The sequence below is a fragment of the Actinacidiphila sp. bgisy160 genome (assembly GCF_965342435.1).
Taxonomy (GTDB): Bacteria; Actinomycetota; Actinomycetes; order Streptomycetales; family Streptomycetaceae; genus Actinacidiphila.
The window spans coordinates 1-17035 of the sequence record NZ_CBDRCM010000032.1 but is presented as its reverse complement, the minus strand read 5'-3'; the positions used below and the strand labels follow the sequence as shown (position 1 = coordinate 17035).

15 protein-coding genes and 1 pseudogene are annotated in these 17035 nt (G+C 70.0%); 5 read left to right on the top strand and 11 right to left on the bottom strand.

Going from position 1 to position 17035, the window contains the following annotated elements; genetic code table 11:
- Nucleotides 1–167 precede the first annotated feature (167 nt).
- Nucleotides 168–611, top strand: a complete 444-nt coding sequence (locus ACRWNP_RS23525) for an SRPBCC family protein (RefSeq protein ID WP_431964564.1) — start codon at nt 168–170, stop codon at nt 609–611.
- 129 nt (nt 612–740) lie between these two features.
- Here the strand turns inward: ACRWNP_RS23525 and ACRWNP_RS23520 are convergent, their stop codons facing one another.
- The 8 genes from ACRWNP_RS23520 to ACRWNP_RS23485 form a co-directional block, all read right to left on the bottom strand.
- Nucleotides 741–1862 carry a chemotaxis protein gene (locus ACRWNP_RS23520; RefSeq protein ID WP_431964455.1) on the bottom strand — a complete coding sequence of 374 codons (1122 nt, stop codon included), beginning with the start codon at nt 1860–1862 and terminating at the stop codon, nt 741–743.
- Between the two features lie 118 nt (nt 1863–1980).
- Complete coding sequence (locus ACRWNP_RS23515) at nt 1981–2211, bottom strand: hypothetical protein (protein ID WP_431964562.1); 231 nt, start codon at nt 2209–2211, stop codon at nt 1981–1983.
- Nucleotides 2198–2464 (bottom strand): DUF6400 family protein, encoded by a 267-nt coding sequence (locus ACRWNP_RS23510; protein WP_431964453.1) that lies wholly within the window; start codon nt 2462–2464, stop codon nt 2198–2200. Before ACRWNP_RS23510 ends, ACRWNP_RS23515 begins: the two co-directional genes overlap by 14 nt.
- A gap of 178 nt (nt 2465–2642) precedes the next feature.
- Nucleotides 2643–3272: a VanZ family protein gene (locus ACRWNP_RS23505; protein WP_431964451.1), complete on the bottom strand. Its 630-nt coding sequence runs from the start codon at nt 3270–3272 to the stop codon at nt 2643–2645.
- Nucleotides 3273–3467: 195 nt separating this feature from the next.
- Nucleotides 3468–4667, bottom strand: a complete 1200-nt coding sequence (locus ACRWNP_RS23500) for a PP2C family protein-serine/threonine phosphatase (protein WP_431964449.1) — start codon at nt 4665–4667, stop codon at nt 3468–3470.
- A 52-nt stretch (nt 4668–4719) separates the two neighbouring features.
- Nucleotides 4720–4932, bottom strand: coding sequence for a hypothetical protein (locus ACRWNP_RS23495; protein ID WP_431964447.1), 213 nt, complete (start codon nt 4930–4932; stop codon nt 4720–4722).
- A gap of 253 nt (nt 4933–5185) precedes the next feature.
- Nucleotides 5186–5464 (bottom strand): DUF6510 family protein, encoded by a 279-nt coding sequence (locus ACRWNP_RS23490; RefSeq protein ID WP_431964445.1) that lies wholly within the window; start codon nt 5462–5464, stop codon nt 5186–5188.
- 425 nt (nt 5465–5889) lie between these two features.
- Nucleotides 5890–7248, bottom strand: coding sequence for a hypothetical protein (locus ACRWNP_RS23485; protein WP_431964443.1), 1359 nt, complete (start codon nt 7246–7248; stop codon nt 5890–5892).
- 457 nt (nt 7249–7705) lie between these two features.
- On the opposite strand from ACRWNP_RS23485, the gene ACRWNP_RS23480 reads away from it, so the two are divergent.
- A complete protein-coding gene (locus ACRWNP_RS23480; protein ID WP_431964441.1) occupies nt 7706–8176 on the top strand; it encodes a DUF1990 family protein in 471 nt (156 codons plus the stop codon).
- Nucleotides 8177–8220: 44 nt separating this feature from the next.
- On the opposite strand, the gene ACRWNP_RS23475 is transcribed toward ACRWNP_RS23480, so the two are convergent.
- On the bottom strand, nt 8221–9666 hold the full coding sequence (locus ACRWNP_RS23475) for an NF041680 family putative transposase (protein ID WP_431964440.1): 1446 nt from the start codon (nt 9664–9666) through the stop codon (nt 8221–8223).
- Between the two features lie 168 nt (nt 9667–9834).
- Between ACRWNP_RS23475 and ACRWNP_RS23470 the strand changes: the two genes are divergently transcribed.
- The 3 genes and pseudogenes from ACRWNP_RS23470 to ACRWNP_RS23460 all read left to right on the top strand — a co-directional run bounded on the left by ACRWNP_RS23470 (nt 9835) and on the right by ACRWNP_RS23460 (nt 12040).
- Nucleotides 9835–9978, top strand: a complete 144-nt coding sequence (locus ACRWNP_RS23470) for a hypothetical protein (RefSeq protein WP_431964438.1) — start codon at nt 9835–9837, stop codon at nt 9976–9978.
- Nucleotides 9979–10345: 367 nt separating this feature from the next.
- Nucleotides 10346–11294, top strand: a pseudogene (locus ACRWNP_RS23465) (transposase); the annotation flags it as partial.
- Nucleotides 11295–11353: 59 nt separating this feature from the next.
- Complete coding sequence (locus ACRWNP_RS23460; protein ID WP_431964436.1) at nt 11354–12040, top strand: cytidylate kinase family protein; 687 nt, start codon at nt 11354–11356, stop codon at nt 12038–12040.
- Between the two features lie 228 nt (nt 12041–12268).
- On the opposite strand, the gene ACRWNP_RS23455 is transcribed toward ACRWNP_RS23460, so the two are convergent.
- Together ACRWNP_RS23455 and ACRWNP_RS23450 are read right to left on the bottom strand one after the other, a co-directional pair.
- A complete protein-coding gene (locus ACRWNP_RS23455; protein WP_431964434.1) occupies nt 12269–16588 on the bottom strand; it encodes a tetratricopeptide repeat protein in 4320 nt (1439 codons plus the stop codon).
- Nucleotide 16589: 1 nt separating this feature from the next.
- Nucleotides 16590–16904 (bottom strand): trypco2 family protein, encoded by a 315-nt coding sequence (locus ACRWNP_RS23450; RefSeq protein ID WP_431964432.1) that lies wholly within the window; start codon nt 16902–16904, stop codon nt 16590–16592.
- Nucleotides 16905–17035 lie beyond the last annotated feature (131 nt).

Here is a 17035-nt window from a genome sequence, read left to right as displayed (position 1 = left end):
GCCGCGGGTCCCGAGTGGGGACCCGGCCTTCCATACGTGCGGGGGAGCCGCCGCGCTCACCGCGCGCCGGCGACGATCCACACGCGTGGAGGTGCCCGGGCCGGCGCAGCGCCCTATCGTGGCCTGGTCGCCGGTGCCGGCGACCAGGCGAGGCATCAGGGGACGACATAGGTGGTCAGTTCGAGGCGGTCGTCGAGGTCGGCCGTCCCGTCGCGGAGGTCCTCGCCTTCCTCGCCGACGGGCGCAACGCCCCCAAGTTCAGCCCGCGGGGGCAGGAGATCGTGCGCACGCCGGACGCCCCGACCGCGGTCGGCACGGTGGTCGCCGGCACCGTGAAGGATGCCGGGATGAAGTCCCACCGGGAGTTCGGTGTCACCGAGTCCGACCCGCCCAACCGGATCCGCTGGACCGAGCAGTCGAAGAACCCGGTCACCGCCGAGGGCGGCTACGACCTGCAGCCCGTCTCCGAGACCACCACCCGGGTGCGGAGCTTCGACCATCTGGAGGGGCACGGGCTCGGGAAGCTCCTGGCGGGCCTGGCCCTGAGCGCCGCGCGCAAGGACGCCCCGGCGTTCGGGCTGCGGATCAAGGCCGCCGTCGAGGCCTCCTGACCCCCGGGTCCCACCAGGCCGCAGGCCCGTGCCGCCGTCGCGGCAGGGGTCACCCGGGTCCGCCGCCGACAGCAGACCCGGGTGACGTACTCGGTGGCCGCGCCCGCCGCTGCCGGGCGGCGTGGCGGCTCAGTAGCGCAGCACCGCCGCGATCCGGTCGTGCTCCGCGAGGCTGTCCGGCGCCACGAAGTGGACCTCGGCGCCCTTGTCGAGAGCGGTCTCCACCAGTTCGTCCACGATGTCCTCGCGGATGCCGTCCTCGAAGCCGCCCGCCTCCGGGCCGTCGCCGTCCACCGGGGTGAGGTGACCGTCGCTCAGCCGCACCGCGCGCTGGAAGTCCTCCTCGACCACGACGAGTTCGGCGCGGCCCTCGCACACGGACTCCCACACCTCGTCCAGCCCGGCCGCGAAGATCCTGCGGCTGCGGGCGTCCACCAGCCTGCGGCCGATGCGTTCCGCCTCCCGCTCGGCGAACTCCTTCTGCGCCGGGGCGAGTTCCTGGAGCAGCGTCTGCGCGGGGCCGTTCGCCAGACCGCCCTTGTGCACGACGGCCACCGCGGCGTCGGCGGCGGTGCCGACCTCCTTGAGCAGGGCGACCGCGTCCGGCAGCCCGACCAGGTACAGCGGCCGGCCGTCGGCGGCGAGGAGCGAGGCGAGGGCGCTGTCGACCGACCGCAGGAAGCGCCGCGTCTCCTCGTCCCGGAAGGTGCTCGGGTGGTCGCCGACCTGCTCCTGCCGCTCGGGGTCCCACTGCACGGGGTCCGGCTCCAGGGGGAAGCCCTGCGCCTCCTGGGGATGCAGCGTCTGGCCGCTGCCGCTCCACAGGGTGGCCCGGTCGGCCGCCACCGTGACCACCCAGTACGGGCGGGCCCTGGCCTTCGCGGCGACCAGGTTGCGGGTGAGGAAGCTGTCGCTGAGCACCACGCGCTCCGGGACGGCCCGGGGCAGGGTCCAGATCTGGTGGTCCCGCTCCGTGGCGTACATGACGAGCCCGTCCAGCGAGTAGCGCAGGTCGACTTCGGCCGCGGCGGCCTTGAGTTGCGTCTTGATGGCCATCCGGGCCCGGCGGGACGCCTCGGGATCGTGCTCGATCCGGCGCTCGGCCTCCGCGAGAAGATTGCGCAGCCGTACGGCGTCCTGGGCGTTGTCCGGTTCGCGCCGGTGCGTCGGCATGGTCAGCGACACCGCCGGATACGGCCTGGTCGCGCGCAGTTCTCGCAGGGTCCCGGCCGTCAGGGCATAGGTTTCCATGATCGCCTCCCTGAGAGGTCCGCGGTTGCTCCCCGCGGACGGGGGCACCCCACACCCCGAGCGTCGCACACCAGGCGGGCCGCCGCCTGCCGGGGAAGGCGGCCCGGAGGCGCGGCGTTCAGGCGTGGTTGCGGTGGTGCGCGCCGAAGCCGGAGTCCCAGGCCCACATGTGGGTGCAGCCGGGGCACTGCAGATGCAGCACGGGCCCCTTGTTCGACAGCAAGTAGCGCCAGTGGTCGGGGCAGTTGCGGCCCTCGGCGCAGGTGGCGCACTCCCGGTGGTCCGCACAGCGCGGGCAGGGCACCCACGCCCGCCGGCCGGGGTCGGCCGTGGGGTCAATCGGAAGCAGCACCGTCGTCCTCCCCGGGCTCGGCACGGGGCGGCAGCACACCGGCTGCCACGAGCGTGCGGTACACCGCCTCCTGCTCCTCGTCGAGGCCGGAGTAGAGCAGCCGGTACGCGGCCTCCTCCTCGTGGAGCACTGCCACCGGGTCCCAGTCCTCGCCGAGGGCGGCGAGGACCTCGGCCCCGCGACGGGTCTCGTGGTCGGTGAAGTCGAGCTCGAACGCCTGGAGGCGGTCCGGGGTGTCGTCGTCGTTCATGTCGCCCGCTCCCGGGGCAATCGGGGATGAATCCACTCTGTGTAACAAAGTGCCGTGCCCGGGGGAAAGCTTTCCCGGCCCGATGTGACGAAGCGCATGCGGCTCCGCCGCTGGTCAGGGACGTACCAGCGGCGGAGCGCCAGGGGGCCGGGGCCCGGCCGGGTGGCCCGGGCCCCGGTCAGGAGCGCCGGGCGGCCTTGCGGCGGACCGTTCCCAAGAACAGGAACGGCCTGCGGGGGGCCGCCTGCGTGGCCTTGGTCCGCTTCGTGGCCGTACCGGCCCTGGCGGCCTTCGCGGCCGTGCGACTTCGGGGTGTCCTGAACGCCTTCGCGATCCCGGACGTCCTCGCGCCGCCCGCGGGCTTCGCCTCCGGGGCGTGGCCCGGGGCCGCCGGGCGGACCTGGTGCACGACCCGGCCGAGGCGGCGCCCGAAGAGCAGGTAGCCCAGCAGGGCACCCGCGGTGTTCATGATCACGTCATCGACGTCGAAGGCGCGACCCTGCACCACGGCCCCCTGCGCCAGTTCCACGAGGATCATCACCAGGCCGGTCGTCACCACCACGCGCAGCGCACCGCGCGCCTTCGGCGCCAGCACCGGGAGCAGCACACCGAAGGGCATGCCCAGCAGCACGTTCCCACCGACCTGCCGCACCGCGCCGGCCACCGTGTACCGCTCGTAGTACCGGCGCAGCGAGGCTCCGGGCTGCAGGTTCGCGTGCGCGAGCCCCTCCGAGGCGTACGACGGCGCAAGCGTCGCCCGGGCCAGTACCGCACCGAACACGACCATCGCCGCGAAGGCCAGCGCCATCGCCGCCCAGCGGGCCAACGAGGCCGGCCATGTCCGGCGCCCCGATTCCCGTGAATCCGGCGTACGCCCGCGCACCACCAACCGAACCACGGACTTCCCCCTCCTCTGGTCTGTTCCGGTCAAGGTCTCCCCGTGTCACAGACCGGATACCCCGAGTGCCGCCCGGGATGCCGGGTGAGCGCCCCGCCGCGTCGGTCAACTCGGGGGCGCCGCCTGCCGGGAAGGGGGCGACGGCGCAGAGGACGAGGAACCGCCCGCTCGCCCGGCCGCAGGCACCAGGGCCGGCGACCGGGTGATCGCCAGGACGGCCGCGTCGTCGCCGAGGCTGCCGCCCGCGTAGGCGAGGAGGTCGGCGCACAGGCGCTCCACCAGCGCCTCGGGATCTTCGGCCGGCTGCCCGGCGAGCCGCCCGGCCAAGGGGTAGAAGGTTCCGGCCACGTCGCGTGCCTCGACGACTCCGTCGGTGTACAGCAACAAGGTGTCGCCTGGCTCGAAGGTGAACGTGCCCACCGTGGGCTCCCCGCCGGCGAACTGCGACAGCCGCAGCGGCGGCGCGGGCGCGGGCATCTCGAGCGGGGTCACGCGCCCGTCGTGGAGCCGCAGCGGCGGGGGATGACCACAGGTGACGAGGTAGACCACCGGCTCGTCGTCCGGGATGTCGGCGACGACCGCGGTGACGAAGGACTCCACCTCGTCCTCGGTCGGCTCGTCCTCCGCGGCGGGGTCGGTGAGCTCGGAGGAGATGGCCTGCTCCAGCCACAGGACCAGGGCCGGCAGGTCGGCCTGCCGGTGGGCCACGGCGCGGAAGGCGCCCAGAGTCAGCGCGGCCTCGTTCACCGCCTCCATGCCCTTGCCGCGGACGTCGCCCACGATCACCCGGGTCCCGGTGTCCGTGCGCACGGCCGCGTACAGGTCCCCTCCGATCTGCGCCTCCTCCTCCGCGGCGAGGTAGACCGAGGCGATACGCAGCGTCCCGATGCGCCGGGGGATGGGCCGCAGCAGCACCCGCTGCGCGGTCTCGGCCACCGAGCGCAGCCGGGTGACCTGCTGCTCGTGCTTCACCCGCAGATGGGCGAAGAAGGTCGCCAGCACCGACATCAGGGCCAGCGTGGCGACCTGCGCGGAGTGGTTCAGGTCCAGGGGCGTCGTGCGCATCCCCGCCACGACGATCTGCGCGACCACCGCCACCCCGCCGACGATCGCGGTCGTCCTGGTACTCGCGAACGACGCGGTGATCGCGGGGGCGGCCACCAGGAACGGCCCCAGATGGACGTCCGGCGGGGACATGATGTCCACGACGGTGACCAGCAGGATCAGCGTGAGCATGGCGGCCACCAGCAGATACCCGGGCCGCCACGACTTCCCCCACCGTTCCAGGCGTCGTGCAACGTCCATGACTCTTGGATACACCCGCGTCCGCGGCCCTGCCCGCCCGTGCCGCCCCGCCTCAGGAGCGCCACTTCTCCCGTACCAGCACCTCCCGGATGGGCCAGTCGGTCCCGGTGTGCCGCAAGCCGGAGGGGTAGCGGCCGCCGCACACGAAGTCCGGGGTGGTCGGGCCCGTCCCCGAGTCGTCCAGTGCATTGACGTGGTCGGCGTGCGCCACCGCGGACGGCGGGCCGAGGGCGATCCGGCGGTTCACGATCAGGTGCCGCCGCACGGGAGAACAGGCGCATCGTCGAGGCGAGCCGTCCGGCGATCTCGGCGGCGGGACCGGCGATGCCGCCCGCGGAGATGCAGTCGGTCCGGCCCTCAGGGGCGAAGAGCGCGACGTACGCCGTCCGGTCGCCGTCGTCGACGACCGCCGCGTAGCCACTGATCGGCTCGTCGACGGCCGACCGGTCCAGCAGGTTCTCCCGCTCCGTTCGCGTCGTCATCGGCACCGTGTCGGGCGGGAGACGCTTGCGGCTACGTCATTCGGGCAGCGGGATGCGCATGCTCACCGAGCCCCGCAGGTCCAGCCACGCGGCGGACGGCCCACGGACCAGCCGCAGGATCACGGTGTCGCAGCCGGGACAACGCGCCACCAGTCCGGGGGCGTGGTCGTACACCCGCAGCGAGGCCACCGGCCCGGTCCGCCCGCAGCCCACGCAGCGGCCCTCGGCGGCCGTCATGTCCACCGCGAAGATCTCCCGGAGCGGTCCCGCCAGCGCGTTGCCGTCGGTGTACGCGTCCGTGCCCTGTGCGCTCATCCCAGCCTCCCGTCGGCCCGGCCGTCCCGCCGTCACCCACCCTACGCAGCCGCCGCCCGCCCCGCCCGCCGGATCTCGTGTCGCCGAACGCCCGCCGCTTCCCCAACGGGAGCGGCGTTCTGCTGCAGCTCGTCGTCGGCTGGCTCACTGGCTCGCGCGGCAAGAGCGGCGGCTCGCTCCCCCTCACGCTCTCCGCACGGCGGAGACGCAGGTCAGCCCCAGGATTCTCCGTCGCTCTCCGGTCGCGGGGAGCGACGCGGAGACCGGCGGCGGCCATATCCCGGACGGCGAGCACGTCATCGCACCTCAGCGGATGAGGGCGGCGACCCCTTCGACGGCTGCCTTCGCGGCCGCTGCACCCCGGCGCGGGGTCCGGCGAGCGCGGCCGCGAGCGGCCCGCTCGCGCGGAGACCCCGCACATCCTGTCAGCGACGGCCTTCCCTGACGCCTCGCTCGTAGACGTGCCGGGCGCGTTCGCGGCCGAAGACGATGTTCTTGATGGTCATGGGCGTGGCCGTGGCGCAGTCGGCGGGATTGTTGTCTTTGCGTGCCATGGCGGTGGCGATCCAGAGGCCGCCGCCGCGGTGCCAGCCCCGGATGGTGAGGTAGTCACCCCAGTCCCCCTCCTGCGGTGTCTGCGATTCGCTGGGGCAGGCGTTGCCCTTGCCAGGGAGGAAGTAGTCGACGGCCGGCGGGAAGGGGGTGATGTCGTCGAAGACGGCGATCGCCGCGCCGGGGAAGTAGTGACGGTTTCCCGTGCCGCCGCCGAAGGTGTCGATGTAGCCGATGTTCCCGCGCTCGTCCGGGGCGATCGCCGGATAGGCGTGGCCGATGCCGCGGCTGTACACGTCGTGGCTGGGACCGACCCTCAGGCCGGACTCGCGGACGGTGGTGATCCTGACGTACGGGAAGGGGCGTCGTGTGCCGTATTGCTGTGCCACCCACGCGAACCACAGGTAGCCGCGGGCGCGTGCCGCGAACACGCCGCCGGACGTGGTTTCGACGCACCAGTTGGTGACCACCCGGTCCTGGCTGCTGCAGTCACCGCCCATCCCGGGCACCTGCCAGGTCATGTAGCGGAAGGGCGGGACGGCCCGGTCCACGGTGGTCACCCACCGGGACTTCTCCGGCCAGACCAGCAGGCGCAGCCGGCGGCCCTTGCCCTCCGGCAGGGCGGTGGCCGCCGCGTAGGCGATGTCGGTGATGCCCTGGGGGACCCGCAGTTCCCCGTCCTCCTGGTATCCGGGACCCCCGATGGTGTCGGTGCGGGTGATCGCGTCGTAGTGCGCCGGTCGCCCCGCGGCCAGGTCCGCGCGGGAGACCCGCAGCAACGCGGCGGCCAGGACGTCGTAGTCCTTGGTGCCGTCGTGGAATCTGATGACGCGGGTGGTCAGGTACAGGTAGCGGCGGCCGATCACGATGTCGTTGTAGTCGAGGTTCAGGTCGTCGGACCAGCCGAAGGTGGCCGGGGTGATCGTGTACGGGCGCCAGTTGACGAAATCCCCGATCGCGGAGTTCGCGAGGACCAGGTGGCCACCGCCCGGAGCATTGTCGAGGGCAGGCATGTACTGCAGCACCCAGTGCTGCCGGTGGTAGCGGTGGTCGGCCTTGGTGACCTGGTCGCAGCAGAAGTGCGGGCCGAAGATGGTGAACGGGTCCAGTCCGTGCCAGATTCTGCCGTTGTCGCGGGAGAACTCGGCGTGCATGTTGGCGGTGGCGAAGATGTCCCGGCGCGACTGGTCCGTGCTGGGCTCCGGTTTCGAGTACTCGACACCGGTCGTCACGGGAACAGTTGTGTCGCGGAACAGCGTCAGCCGCTTGGGGTCCGTGGGCGGTGGAGCCGGGTTGTGGTCCGGGTCCGGCACCGGCGGCCCCAGCCGCGGGGACACATCCGGCACCAGGACCGGACCCGGGGCGACGGGCCCTGGTCGCCGCCGTGGGTGGCCCAGCCGGCCCGGCGTGCGCCGGGCACGGGGAGCCGGGGCCGGAGGACCGGTCCACGCGTGCACCACGGGCCCCGGCCGCAGCAGCCCTGTCAGGGCACGTTGCGGCCCCGGTGTCGACCACTGCTGCGCCCCGCCCACCGATGGTGCGGCTCCAGCCGCGGAACTCCCGGAACCGACAGCGGCGATATCGGAGAGCAGCAACACGGTCGTCAGGAAGGCGAGCCAGACCCGCCCCCGGCCTCTGGCGCGCGAAGCACCGTGAATATTTGTCATATTTTTCACAAAAGGTAATATCATGGCCATTTGCGAGGCGAGCAACCGACGGGCCGGGAGAGTCCGCCGATTGGCCCACCACGAATCGCCGAGGCAGGTCACGGATGTCGCCGGCCGCCGCCCCAGGGGCTTGGTATGTGCAAATCGCCTGGGCAATACGGCGATTTCGAGACCTCGTGGTGCGGCCGGGGAGGGCGGCGCCCCGTGGACTCGGACTCCTGACAGGCTGGGAGGATGGCGCCGTGGCAGGTGGTTTCACCTACGAGCAGGTCGGGGTGACCGGACCGGCGGGCCCACGCCGCCGGGGTTCCACCGCCTGCACGAGCGGATCCGGCTCGGCGAGGGCCCCGAGGTGTTGGCCGCGGCCGGACGGGCGCTGATGGGGTGGCGGATGCACCGGGCGACCGGACTGCGGGTGCCCGCCGGCACCCTCCTACAGCGGCGGCGCCGAGGCCCCGAACGGCTCACCCCTGCCTGCGCGGGGAGGACCTGATGCGACCCACGGACCTGCTCGAAGCATTCGGCTCAGCTTGACGTTTAACCTCGCTGCGCCTTGTGTTCCTTGATCGACTCGGCGCGTTTGACGGTCTTGCCGACGTCGTGACGCTTGGCGCGGTGCTTGTTCTTCGAGCCAGGTGGTCGTCCGGGGCCGGCCCGTGTGGGTTTCGGTGCGGCCGCAGGATGGGCCGCCGTCGCTCGGAGGTTGCGAAACCCGCGGCGGACGCGGGCTGGGGTGATGCGACGGGGTTCGGTGCGTCGTTCCCAGGGCCGGCGTAGGTCCTCGGTGAGGGGTCGGGCGAGGCGGAGCTGGGTGTGAGCGGCGACGATGAGCCAGGTCCACAGGTCGGCGGTATCCGAGTGGCGGATCTTCGGGGCGGTCCAGCCGAGGGTTTGCTTCATCAGTCGGAAGGTGTGCTCGAGGTCGAAACGACGGAGGAACGACTGCCACCAGCGGTCCGCTTCCGCGGGTGTGGCGTCGGTAGCCGAGACCCACAGCCAGACGGGTTTCGGCTCGCGGTCGCCTGGCAGGTACTCGACCTCCAGGCGAAGCAACGTGCCGTGCAGGATGGGTAGTTCCTCGTCAGCGTGGTTGAGCCAAGGACCGCGGTGGGTGAGTCTGGGGTGCATCCTGTTCCAAGCCGTCGCTTTTGCTTTGCCGTAGCGGGTGGTGTCCGTGGATGTGGTGATGTCGGGCTGGTGCCAGGTGTCGGGCTTGGCGAAGGTCAGGACGCCGCCGTGCCTGCGGGGTCGCCCGCCTTTCGGTCCTACCCGGGCGGGGCCCGGATCGCGGAGCATGACGCGGTCCGAGCGCAGGCGCCCGACCAGGACGACCGGCAGGTCTGTCAGGGCGTGGGAGAGGTAGGCGACGTCATAGCCGCTGTCCATGACGATCAGGATGTCGGGGTCGCCCGGCCGCCAGTGCCCGACAGCCATCAATCGGCCGACGACTTCTCGGAGTTGGCTGGCGGTGACCTGGGTGGCGTCGTCCGCTTGGCCCAGACGGACCGCGTCCAGGAGAGCGACCCAGGAGGTGCGGCCGGTCTCCAGGGCGGCGACAAAGGAGTAGGGCCAGCCGGGAATGAACTGGTCGGTGCTGCGGTCTCCGCGTCCGTAGACGTGGCAGAACAGCCGGTCGTCGCTGGTGGGCGCGTCGGGTCGCAGCCAGTGCGACACATCCACTGCAAGCACGATCCGCCCGTCGGCCGCCCTCGGCAGCGGAAGGCCTGCCAGGGCGCGGCGTAGTCGTGTCGGCTCGATCCAGCCCCGGTCCAGGGCCGCGTACAGGGCACCGTGCCCGCGCTGGTGCTCGGCGGCCAGCGACAGTTCGACCAGGGTCTTCACCGGCCCGTCCGCACACAGCACCGCATCGGTGAGCTCGAAGAGCGTGTCCGCACGGGCGTACAAGCAGTCGTAGAACTCGACCCGAAAGCGGGACAACACGTCCAACGCTTCACGTCCGGGCACATCGACGGGCAGACTCATGGGCAGCGGCCGTTCTCTCGCATTTCGTGACTCGACATCTCGAAGCGTGGAGAACGGCCGTTCCTGCTGTCCCAGGAAGAACCACAGGTCAGCAGGACGGGTGACCTGCGAGGTTAAACGTCAAGCTCAGAAGCTGTTTCACATCTTCACCGTGCGTAAGTAGTACTGGTGAGCGCGAAGCGGGACGCCGCGAACCTCCGCACCCGAGGGTGTGACGACGAAGCTGCTGCCGCGCACATGTACCACCGCCGCGAAGCAGGCCTCATCATCGACCAGATCATCGTGCCGCCCCGCAGTGATCAGCCAGCCTGACCAAGACCCAGCCGCAACCCGGACAAAAATCCACCCCCGGTCCTCTGACGCTGACGGCTTGGTTCTCACCCGACCCGACCCGACCCGACCCGCACCGGCCGGACGCCGCGATCGCCCGCGCTTGGCAACGCCTGGAGCACACGCAGGGCCGATTACGGATCAACGACCCAGCCTGCGAACTGGATGTCAGCCGGAGCTACCTGAACAGGCGGTTCAACGAGTAGATCGGCCTCTCGCCAAAGGCGATGGCCGAGCAATGCTCAAGACCTGTGGATCGGTCCGGGAGGGTACGCGGAGGGCGTACCTTCCCGAATGATCCTGTGATGGTCACCGAGTAGGCCCGCGTTCGTAGCGCGGGTCGGAAAGCGGCTCGGCGGCCGGGCTGTCGCCGGCCACCGTGACCCGGCTGACGAAGCAGCGGAGCGACGACCACACCGCCTTCCAACAGCGCGACCTGGCCGAGTCCGAGTATGTATACGTGTGGGCGGACGGAGTGCACCCCAAGGTCCGGCTCGGGCCGGCGCACTCCTGCGTCCTGGTATTGATGGGCGTGCGCCTGGACGGCACCAAGGAGCTCATCGCGCTGGCCGAGGGGCTACGCGAGTCCACCGAGTCGTGGGCTGACCTGCTGCGCGACTGCCGCCGCCGGGGCACGCGCGATCCCGAGTTGGTGGTCGGCGACGGCGCGATGGGCCTTTGGCAGGCCCTGGCCGAGGTGTTCCCGGCTGCCGCTCGTTCAGATGAGGCAGCAACACCGTGAAACGGCGGCCGAGTTGGGGCAGCATCTCCTCCGTGATCGCCATATCAGGCCAACGAGTTGCTGATCGCAAAGCAATAGGTTGATTCTTGACGGCTTCGACAAGGCCCGGAACGTCACGAACGCCCTGCCGAAGTCCGCACAGCCGGGCGCGACGAAGGCGATGCAGGAGATCTACAACGCCGAGGACCGCGCCCACGCCGAGAAGGCAATCAAGGCGTTTGCGAAGACCTACGGCACCAAGTGGCCCAAGGCCGTCGCGAAGATCACCGACGCCGAGGAACTACTGGCGTTCTACGACTTCCCCGCCGAACACTGGAGCCACCTGCGGACCACGAACCCCATCGAATCGACGTTCTCCACTGTCAAGCTCCGCACCAAGGTCACCCGCGGCGCCGGCAGTCCGGCCGCCGCCCTCGCCATGGTGTTCAAGCTCGTCGAGTCCGCGCAGGAACGCTGGCGCGCGATCACCGGTGCCCGCCTCGTCGCTCTCGTCCGCTCCGGCGCCAGGTTCGAGAACGGCGTCCTCGTCGAACGTGAGGAGACGGCAGCAGTCTGACACACAGTGACCGGCCATAGGATGCGCTCGTATCACCGAGACGGGGACAGTGGCAGACCATGGACAACGGCACCCGCAGCGAACTCCTGAGCCGCCTGGCCGAGACGATTGAGTCCGTCACGGTCGGGCATCCGGTGCGCGTGGCCATCGACGGGCCGCCTGCCGCTGGCAAGACGACCCTGGCCGACGAACTTGCCGTTGTCCTGCGCGCACAGGGCCGCGAAGTCATCCGCGCGACGATCGAGGGCTTCCTGTTCCCCAAGGCGCAGCGCTATCAGCGCGGCGAGTACTCGCCCGAGGGCTGCTACTTCGACAGCCACGATCACGACACGATGTGCCAGGTCCTGCTCGACCCGCTGGGCCCAACCGGTGACCGAAAGTTTCAGCAGGCGGTCTACGACCGAGGCACCGACACCGCACTGTCTCTCCCCATCACCGAAGCACCCGCGGACGCCGTGCTGCTTTTCGACGGCGTCTTCCTCTTGCGCCCGGAGCTGGCTGGCCGTTGGGACCTCAGCATCTTCGTGTCTGTCACGTTCGAACGGACGCTAGATCGCGCCCAGACCCGAGGCGAGGCGCTGGCCGGATCCGCGGCCAGCACAGCCGAGATCGAGCGGGCCTGGCACAACCGTTACATCCCCTCCCAGCAGCTTTACTTGGCCACGGCCCGCCCAACAGACCACGCCGACATCATCGTCCACAACGATGAACTCCAGCGGCCGGCCTGGGAAATCCGATCGGGCTGATCAGATCCACAGAATTTGACAATTACTCGCGATGGCCCACGTCCTGCGCCCTGCTCACCTCGACCGACTCCCGGCTCAGCCTGATCAGCGAGGCATACGGCTACAGCGACCAGGCCCACCTCGACCGGGAACTCCGCGCGCCGGCCGGATGCACGCCGACGGAGCCCGGCGGGTCGCCGGTCCGGATGTAGGGGCTCAGTCCTCGCCTTCCGCGTCGTCCTCGTCGACTTAGATTGGTTCATTGATCCGTTCGAGGCTCTCCTCGTATCGCCGCGTTCGCGGATCGCTCACCCCGAATATCCGCTGGGCCCGCTCCAGGGTGTCCTCTGCCAGAACCCCCGCGTGCGCGTATCGCTTGAGCGCCCGCAAGGTGAGGGCCAGGTCGCCCGCGACGCTGAGTGTGTCCTGGTGATTGGCGCCGAGGATGTTCCTGTATCTGCGCAACAGGTCCTGTTGCTGCAGCAGCGCCTCGTCGTATCGCCCGCGTCTGAAAAACAGTCCGGCCTGGTTGCCCCGCAGCCGCAGTACGTCGGGATGATCTGGCCCCAGGACTCGATCGCCCCGTTCGATGGCCGACTCGTAGAGAACCTCCGCCCTCTCGAATTCGTCTTCGCCGAACGTGACCAGGCAGCCGGCGAGGTTGCCGGTGGCGACAATGGTGCGCTGATGCTCCAGCCCGAGCACCCGTTCGCGCCGGTCGACCACGTCCTCCCAGAGGGCCCGGGCACGGCCGTGATCACCGGAGGCGAACACGTTCCCGGCGAACCGGTCGTTCAGCGCGATGAAGTCCGGATCATCGGGATCCCGGAAGCCGTCCCACACGCTCTTGACGAACCATCCGGCGGTGAGCCCGGCCAGATGGTCACCGCCCAGATACGTGTAGCGGAGAATTCCGGGAACGATGGCACGGAAGGTCTCGGACTGCGCCCCGAGCCGCACGGCCGACCCGCCGAGCATGCCGAGGGCACCCACCGCCAGCTTGAAGGATCCCCAGTGCGCCCGGTCGTCCGGATCCAGGCGCGAGAGGTATCCGTGGATCGCCAGGAAATCGTGAAGCTGCTCCTGGCCCGCGCCGTCGACGACGTCGGCCCGGAGAGCGTCCGCGACGCTGGGCAGGGCCCGGAGACAGGCTCGTAGTCTCTCGTTAGGCGGAGCCGCGAGCATCCCGAACCCGATCGCCGGCTCCGATCGGATGAACTGCAAGAGTTCTTCGAGGCGCGGTAGAAGCAGGCGGTTGTCGGTGTAGACGTGGATCTCGTCGCCCTCCTCCATGCTTTGCTTGAGTTCCTCCAGTCCGTCGAGTGTCGCCGGATCCACGGAGGTTCCGTCGAGCATGATCGACGACGCTGTCCGCCAGTCAGGGTCCCTGTGCAGGCGCCCCCGGGCCTGGTCGATCAGGATCTCGATCGTCTGATTGATCGCCCAGGTGAACTTGAGGCCGAGATCGGTGTCTGCCATCCGGAGCCTGAAGCCGAGATCTCCTACGAACTCCGGGCGGGTCTTCTCCAGGTTCTCGGCGACGGCACGCCCGTGGTTGCAGATCTGCAGGGCCGTTTCGAGATCCTGTCCCGCCGCGCAGCGAAACCTGATCGCCGTCTCATACGCTCTCAGGAGAGGGCGGAGGTACCGCTCCTCGCCGTCCTCGACGAGCTCCTCGTAGACCGCGACGGTCCTGGAGATCGCGGTGACCGCGTCGTCCATTCTGCCGAGGACGTAATAGCTCACGGCGAGTCCGTCGGTCTGGGCCGCCAGTTCGCTGAGGGAGGCGGCCCTGTCCTGGTCCACGAGTTCCTCGGCGAGAAAAGCGCTGTACTGGTGCAGCATGAGGGACTCGTTCGGCTCATCGTTGCGGGCGAGGGCGTCGGCGAGCCCTGCCGTGATCTGGGTCATGTACGGCAGATAGGCCTTGTACGCCTTGTAGCCCCAGTGAGCCAGCTCCTCGTAGCCCTGGAAGGCCTGGCGAGACACGGTGAGAGCCTCGGGCGCGCGCTTCGCCCTGCGCAACTCAGCGCTGTATTGTCCCTGCGCAAGCGACAGGAAGTGGAGGTGCTTCCCGCGGTTTTCGGCGGCGAGTTCCGTCAGGTAGCCCACCGCGCGTTCGGCCGTGCGCAGGGCTTCTTCGTATTCGTCGGCGGCCGCGAGAGCGCCGGCCAGATTGTGCAGCGCGGCCGCCAATGTTTCCCGCCAGTCTCCTCGGCCGGATTTGACCGCGCGCTCGAGGTAGGCGATTCCGCTCCTGACGGCGTCCAGAGCCCTGGTCGCCTCGCCGAGATAGCGCAGGCGGTTACCGTAGTTCAGGTAAACGGCATACACGTCCTCGGGTTCACCCGAGGCGGCGCGGTAAGCCACACCCCGAGCCGCGAGCGCGGCCCCGAGCCCGTCGAGTGCCTCGTGCGGGTGCGGCACGGTGAAGTGAGCGTCGTACGCGGCCTCGTTGATGACATCCGCCCCCGTCAGGTAGGGCAGGCCGAGCGCGGCGGTCAGCTGCCGTGCCGCCCTCAGGTCCTGCCGCCCGGCGAGTTCCACGGCGACGTCCACCAGGCGCCGCAGGTGCGCCTGGAGCAGTTCCGAGAGCGATTGCGAGGCGTCGGTGTTGTCGACGAGTTGGGCGAGGGACTGCCCCAGGTGGGTTCTGAGATCGTCACTGACCTCGGGGTAGTCGTCCGCGGCGAGCGCGAGGGAGTTCAGCAGGCGCGCGAGATACGCCGGGTGCTCCGCGACCGCGCGCGATACGACGAGTCGCTCGACGAGGGCAGCGCGGCCCTCCGTGGTCGCGAGCAGGTGAGAGGCGATCAGATCTGGTTCGATGGGCGCGAGCAGGGTGCCTGGGGCTCCGTCCGCGACGGCTGCGGCCGGGTAGCGCCGGTGCAGCGCGTTAGCGACGTCCGTGCGGGTCTGCTCCGGCTCGCCCTTGAAAGCGGGTGTTGATTCGAGCAGTTCCACAAGATCCTTCACGGTCGGAGCCGTGAGAGTCATGACGCAGAGCGCCTGCTTCGCCCGGCCGCGATCCGCCAGCGCGCTCGCGCCGTCCGTATGCGCCGTGCTCGACCTGGCCAGACGGTCGACTTCGACGTCGATGACCGTGTCAAGGAGCAGACGCGCCGAGTCGTCGGCGGCGGAAATGGGCACCGCCCGGCCGGAGGCCGTCAGCAACGCGGCGACGTGGACCAGCAGCGGCCGATCGTACGCGGAGATCCGCCGGACCTCTTCGGCCGGCAAATCCCGAGGGGTATCCGGTCCGCCGACGGCCTTGCTGAAGGAGCGATAAGCGGCCTCGGCGTGCCGTTCGCGGACATCCTGCTCATCGAACGCCTGGGTGGTCAGGTCGAAGGAGCCGGTGAGCAGCGAAGGGAGATCGACATTGCGGGGACGGAGCCGCCCCGGCCAGGCCTCCTCGCTGCGGGTGATGACGAGGAGCCGGATCGAGGCGCCGAGGTGACCGTCATGGAGCGCCTGCTGATAGAGGTTCTCGATGAACGTGCCCAGCATTTCGTGCTGGTGCTCGGCATAGTCGAAGACGATGAAATGCGGCGTGGCGAAGCTGTGCGTGCCGGAGAGCTTGTCGTAATCGGCGAATCCAGCCTGCCACATCGTCCGCAGGTCCCGGGTGAGCCTTCGGCAGGCCTCGGCGGCGATCCTGGACTTGCCCACCCCGGCCGGACCGGTCAGCCGTCCGATCCTGATATCCGGTCTCGGCGGCAGATCGTTCGCCCAGTCGACGATGCTGTCGAGCACCGAGCCGCTTTGGCCGTCGTTGACGAACTCGACCTGGCGGAACCGGTAGTTCACAAAGGCGAAGAGGCTCGCGTCAGAGAGCCGCGGCGGGGCACCGGACCAGCCCTCGGTGCCGAAGACCGACGGCCGCGCCGACAGATCGACGAGGGGAAGGCCCTGTAGCGGTTCGAGTGCGCTCACTGCGTGCTGCCGGGCCGCCGACAGGACTGCGGCGATCGAGACGCCGCGCAGGCGGCCGTTCCACTGAGTGGGGACGCTCGTCACGATGCCCAGCAGATGCCCGCCCGGGCCGATCACGCCCGCCCCCGAGATCCCGCCCCAGTCCTCGTCGGCCCGCGGCTTCGGGTCGATGACCTGAATCGCGATCGCCGTGTCGTCGTCGCCGACCACGGGGGCGAGGTTCACCCGCACGACGGTCGGCTTGGGCGACGTGGAGCCGGATTCGATGCCCGCGACCGGGTATCCGATGATCCTGCAGTTCTCCAGCGCCTGGACGCCGTGGTGGGTGCCTCCGCGGGCGGCGGTGCCCCTGGGCTCGTCCAGGTCCGGGACTATGAGCAGTGCGGCGTCGAGACCGTCAGCCTTCAGCGGAACGATCTCCGTGACCGCCGCCGGCGACGTGGATCCCTCCAGCCTGACCGTGAACTGCCGCGCGGGAACGCGGCCGCCGGCGTACTCGGACGCCTTCGTCACGACGTGCTGGGCGGTCAGGACGAGGCCGCGGGCGAGCAGAAACCCGCTACCGAGGAACACTCGGCCGTCGGCCGCGTCGAATCTGATTTTGGCCACTCGGGCGGCGAGGTTCTCGGCCATTTCAGTCGTTATCCGGGATCCGCACCGAGGGCGTGACCAGAAGCGGGCCCTGGTTCGCGTCGGAATCGACGAAACCGGGGTCCAGAGTGAGCGTCAATCTATGAGAGTGCGTTGACGCAGAAATTTTGCTTCCTTTGGCGACCACGAGCCAGCTGATACCCGCGTCGGCCGCGGCTTGTTTGGTCACCTCGACCGTGAGCTCAACCTCGATCGCCTTTACCTGTAATGGCATGAGCGGATCACGCTGGCCGTGAGCGACAGCGAGTTCCCTGCGAAGGCTCGCCAATACCTCACTCAGAGGAAGTCCGTCAGACATGACCGGATCGTACCGGAGACACCGCCGTCAAGCAGTGGCCAGCATCAGGACCGGTCCCCGCTGCCACAGAGCACCGATGACGGTGCCGCTGAGACCGGCCAGCAGGATCCCAGCGATGGCGGTTTTGGCGG

Bases quoted from the DNA above. Each gene is read 5' to 3' on its own strand.
- ACRWNP_RS23520 (WP_431964455.1), bottom strand. From the start codon at position 1,862: ATGGAAACCTATGCCCTGACGGCCGGGACCCTGCGAGAACTGCGCGCG.
- ACRWNP_RS23510 (WP_431964453.1), bottom strand. From the start codon at position 2,464: ATGAACGACGACGACACCCCGGACCGCCTCCAGGCGTTCGAGCTCGAC.
- ACRWNP_RS23505 (WP_431964451.1), bottom strand. From the start codon at position 3,272: ATGGCGCTGGCCTTCGCGGCGATGGTCGTGTTCGGTGCGGTACTGGCC.
- ACRWNP_RS23500 (WP_431964449.1), bottom strand. From the start codon at position 4,667: ATGGACGTTGCACGACGCCTGGAACGGTGGGGGAAGTCGTGGCGGCCC.
- ACRWNP_RS23490 (WP_431964445.1), bottom strand. From the start codon at position 5,464: ATGAGCGCACAGGGCACGGACGCGTACACCGACGGCAACGCGCTGGCG.
- ACRWNP_RS23480 (WP_431964441.1), top strand. From the start codon at position 7,706: ATGGCCATTTGCGAGGCGAGCAACCGACGGGCCGGGAGAGTCCGCCGA.
- ACRWNP_RS23475 (WP_431964440.1), bottom strand. From the start codon at position 9,666: ATGAGTCTGCCCGTCGATGTGCCCGGACGTGAAGCGTTGGACGTGTTG.
- ACRWNP_RS23460 (WP_431964436.1), top strand. From the start codon at position 11,354: ATGGACAACGGCACCCGCAGCGAACTCCTGAGCCGCCTGGCCGAGACG.
- ACRWNP_RS23455 (WP_431964434.1), bottom strand. From the start codon at position 16,588: ATGGCCGAGAACCTCGCCGCCCGAGTGGCCAAAATCAGATTCGACGCG.
- ACRWNP_RS23450 (WP_431964432.1), bottom strand. From the start codon at position 16,904: ATGTCTGACGGACTTCCTCTGAGTGAGGTATTGGCGAGCCTTCGCAGG.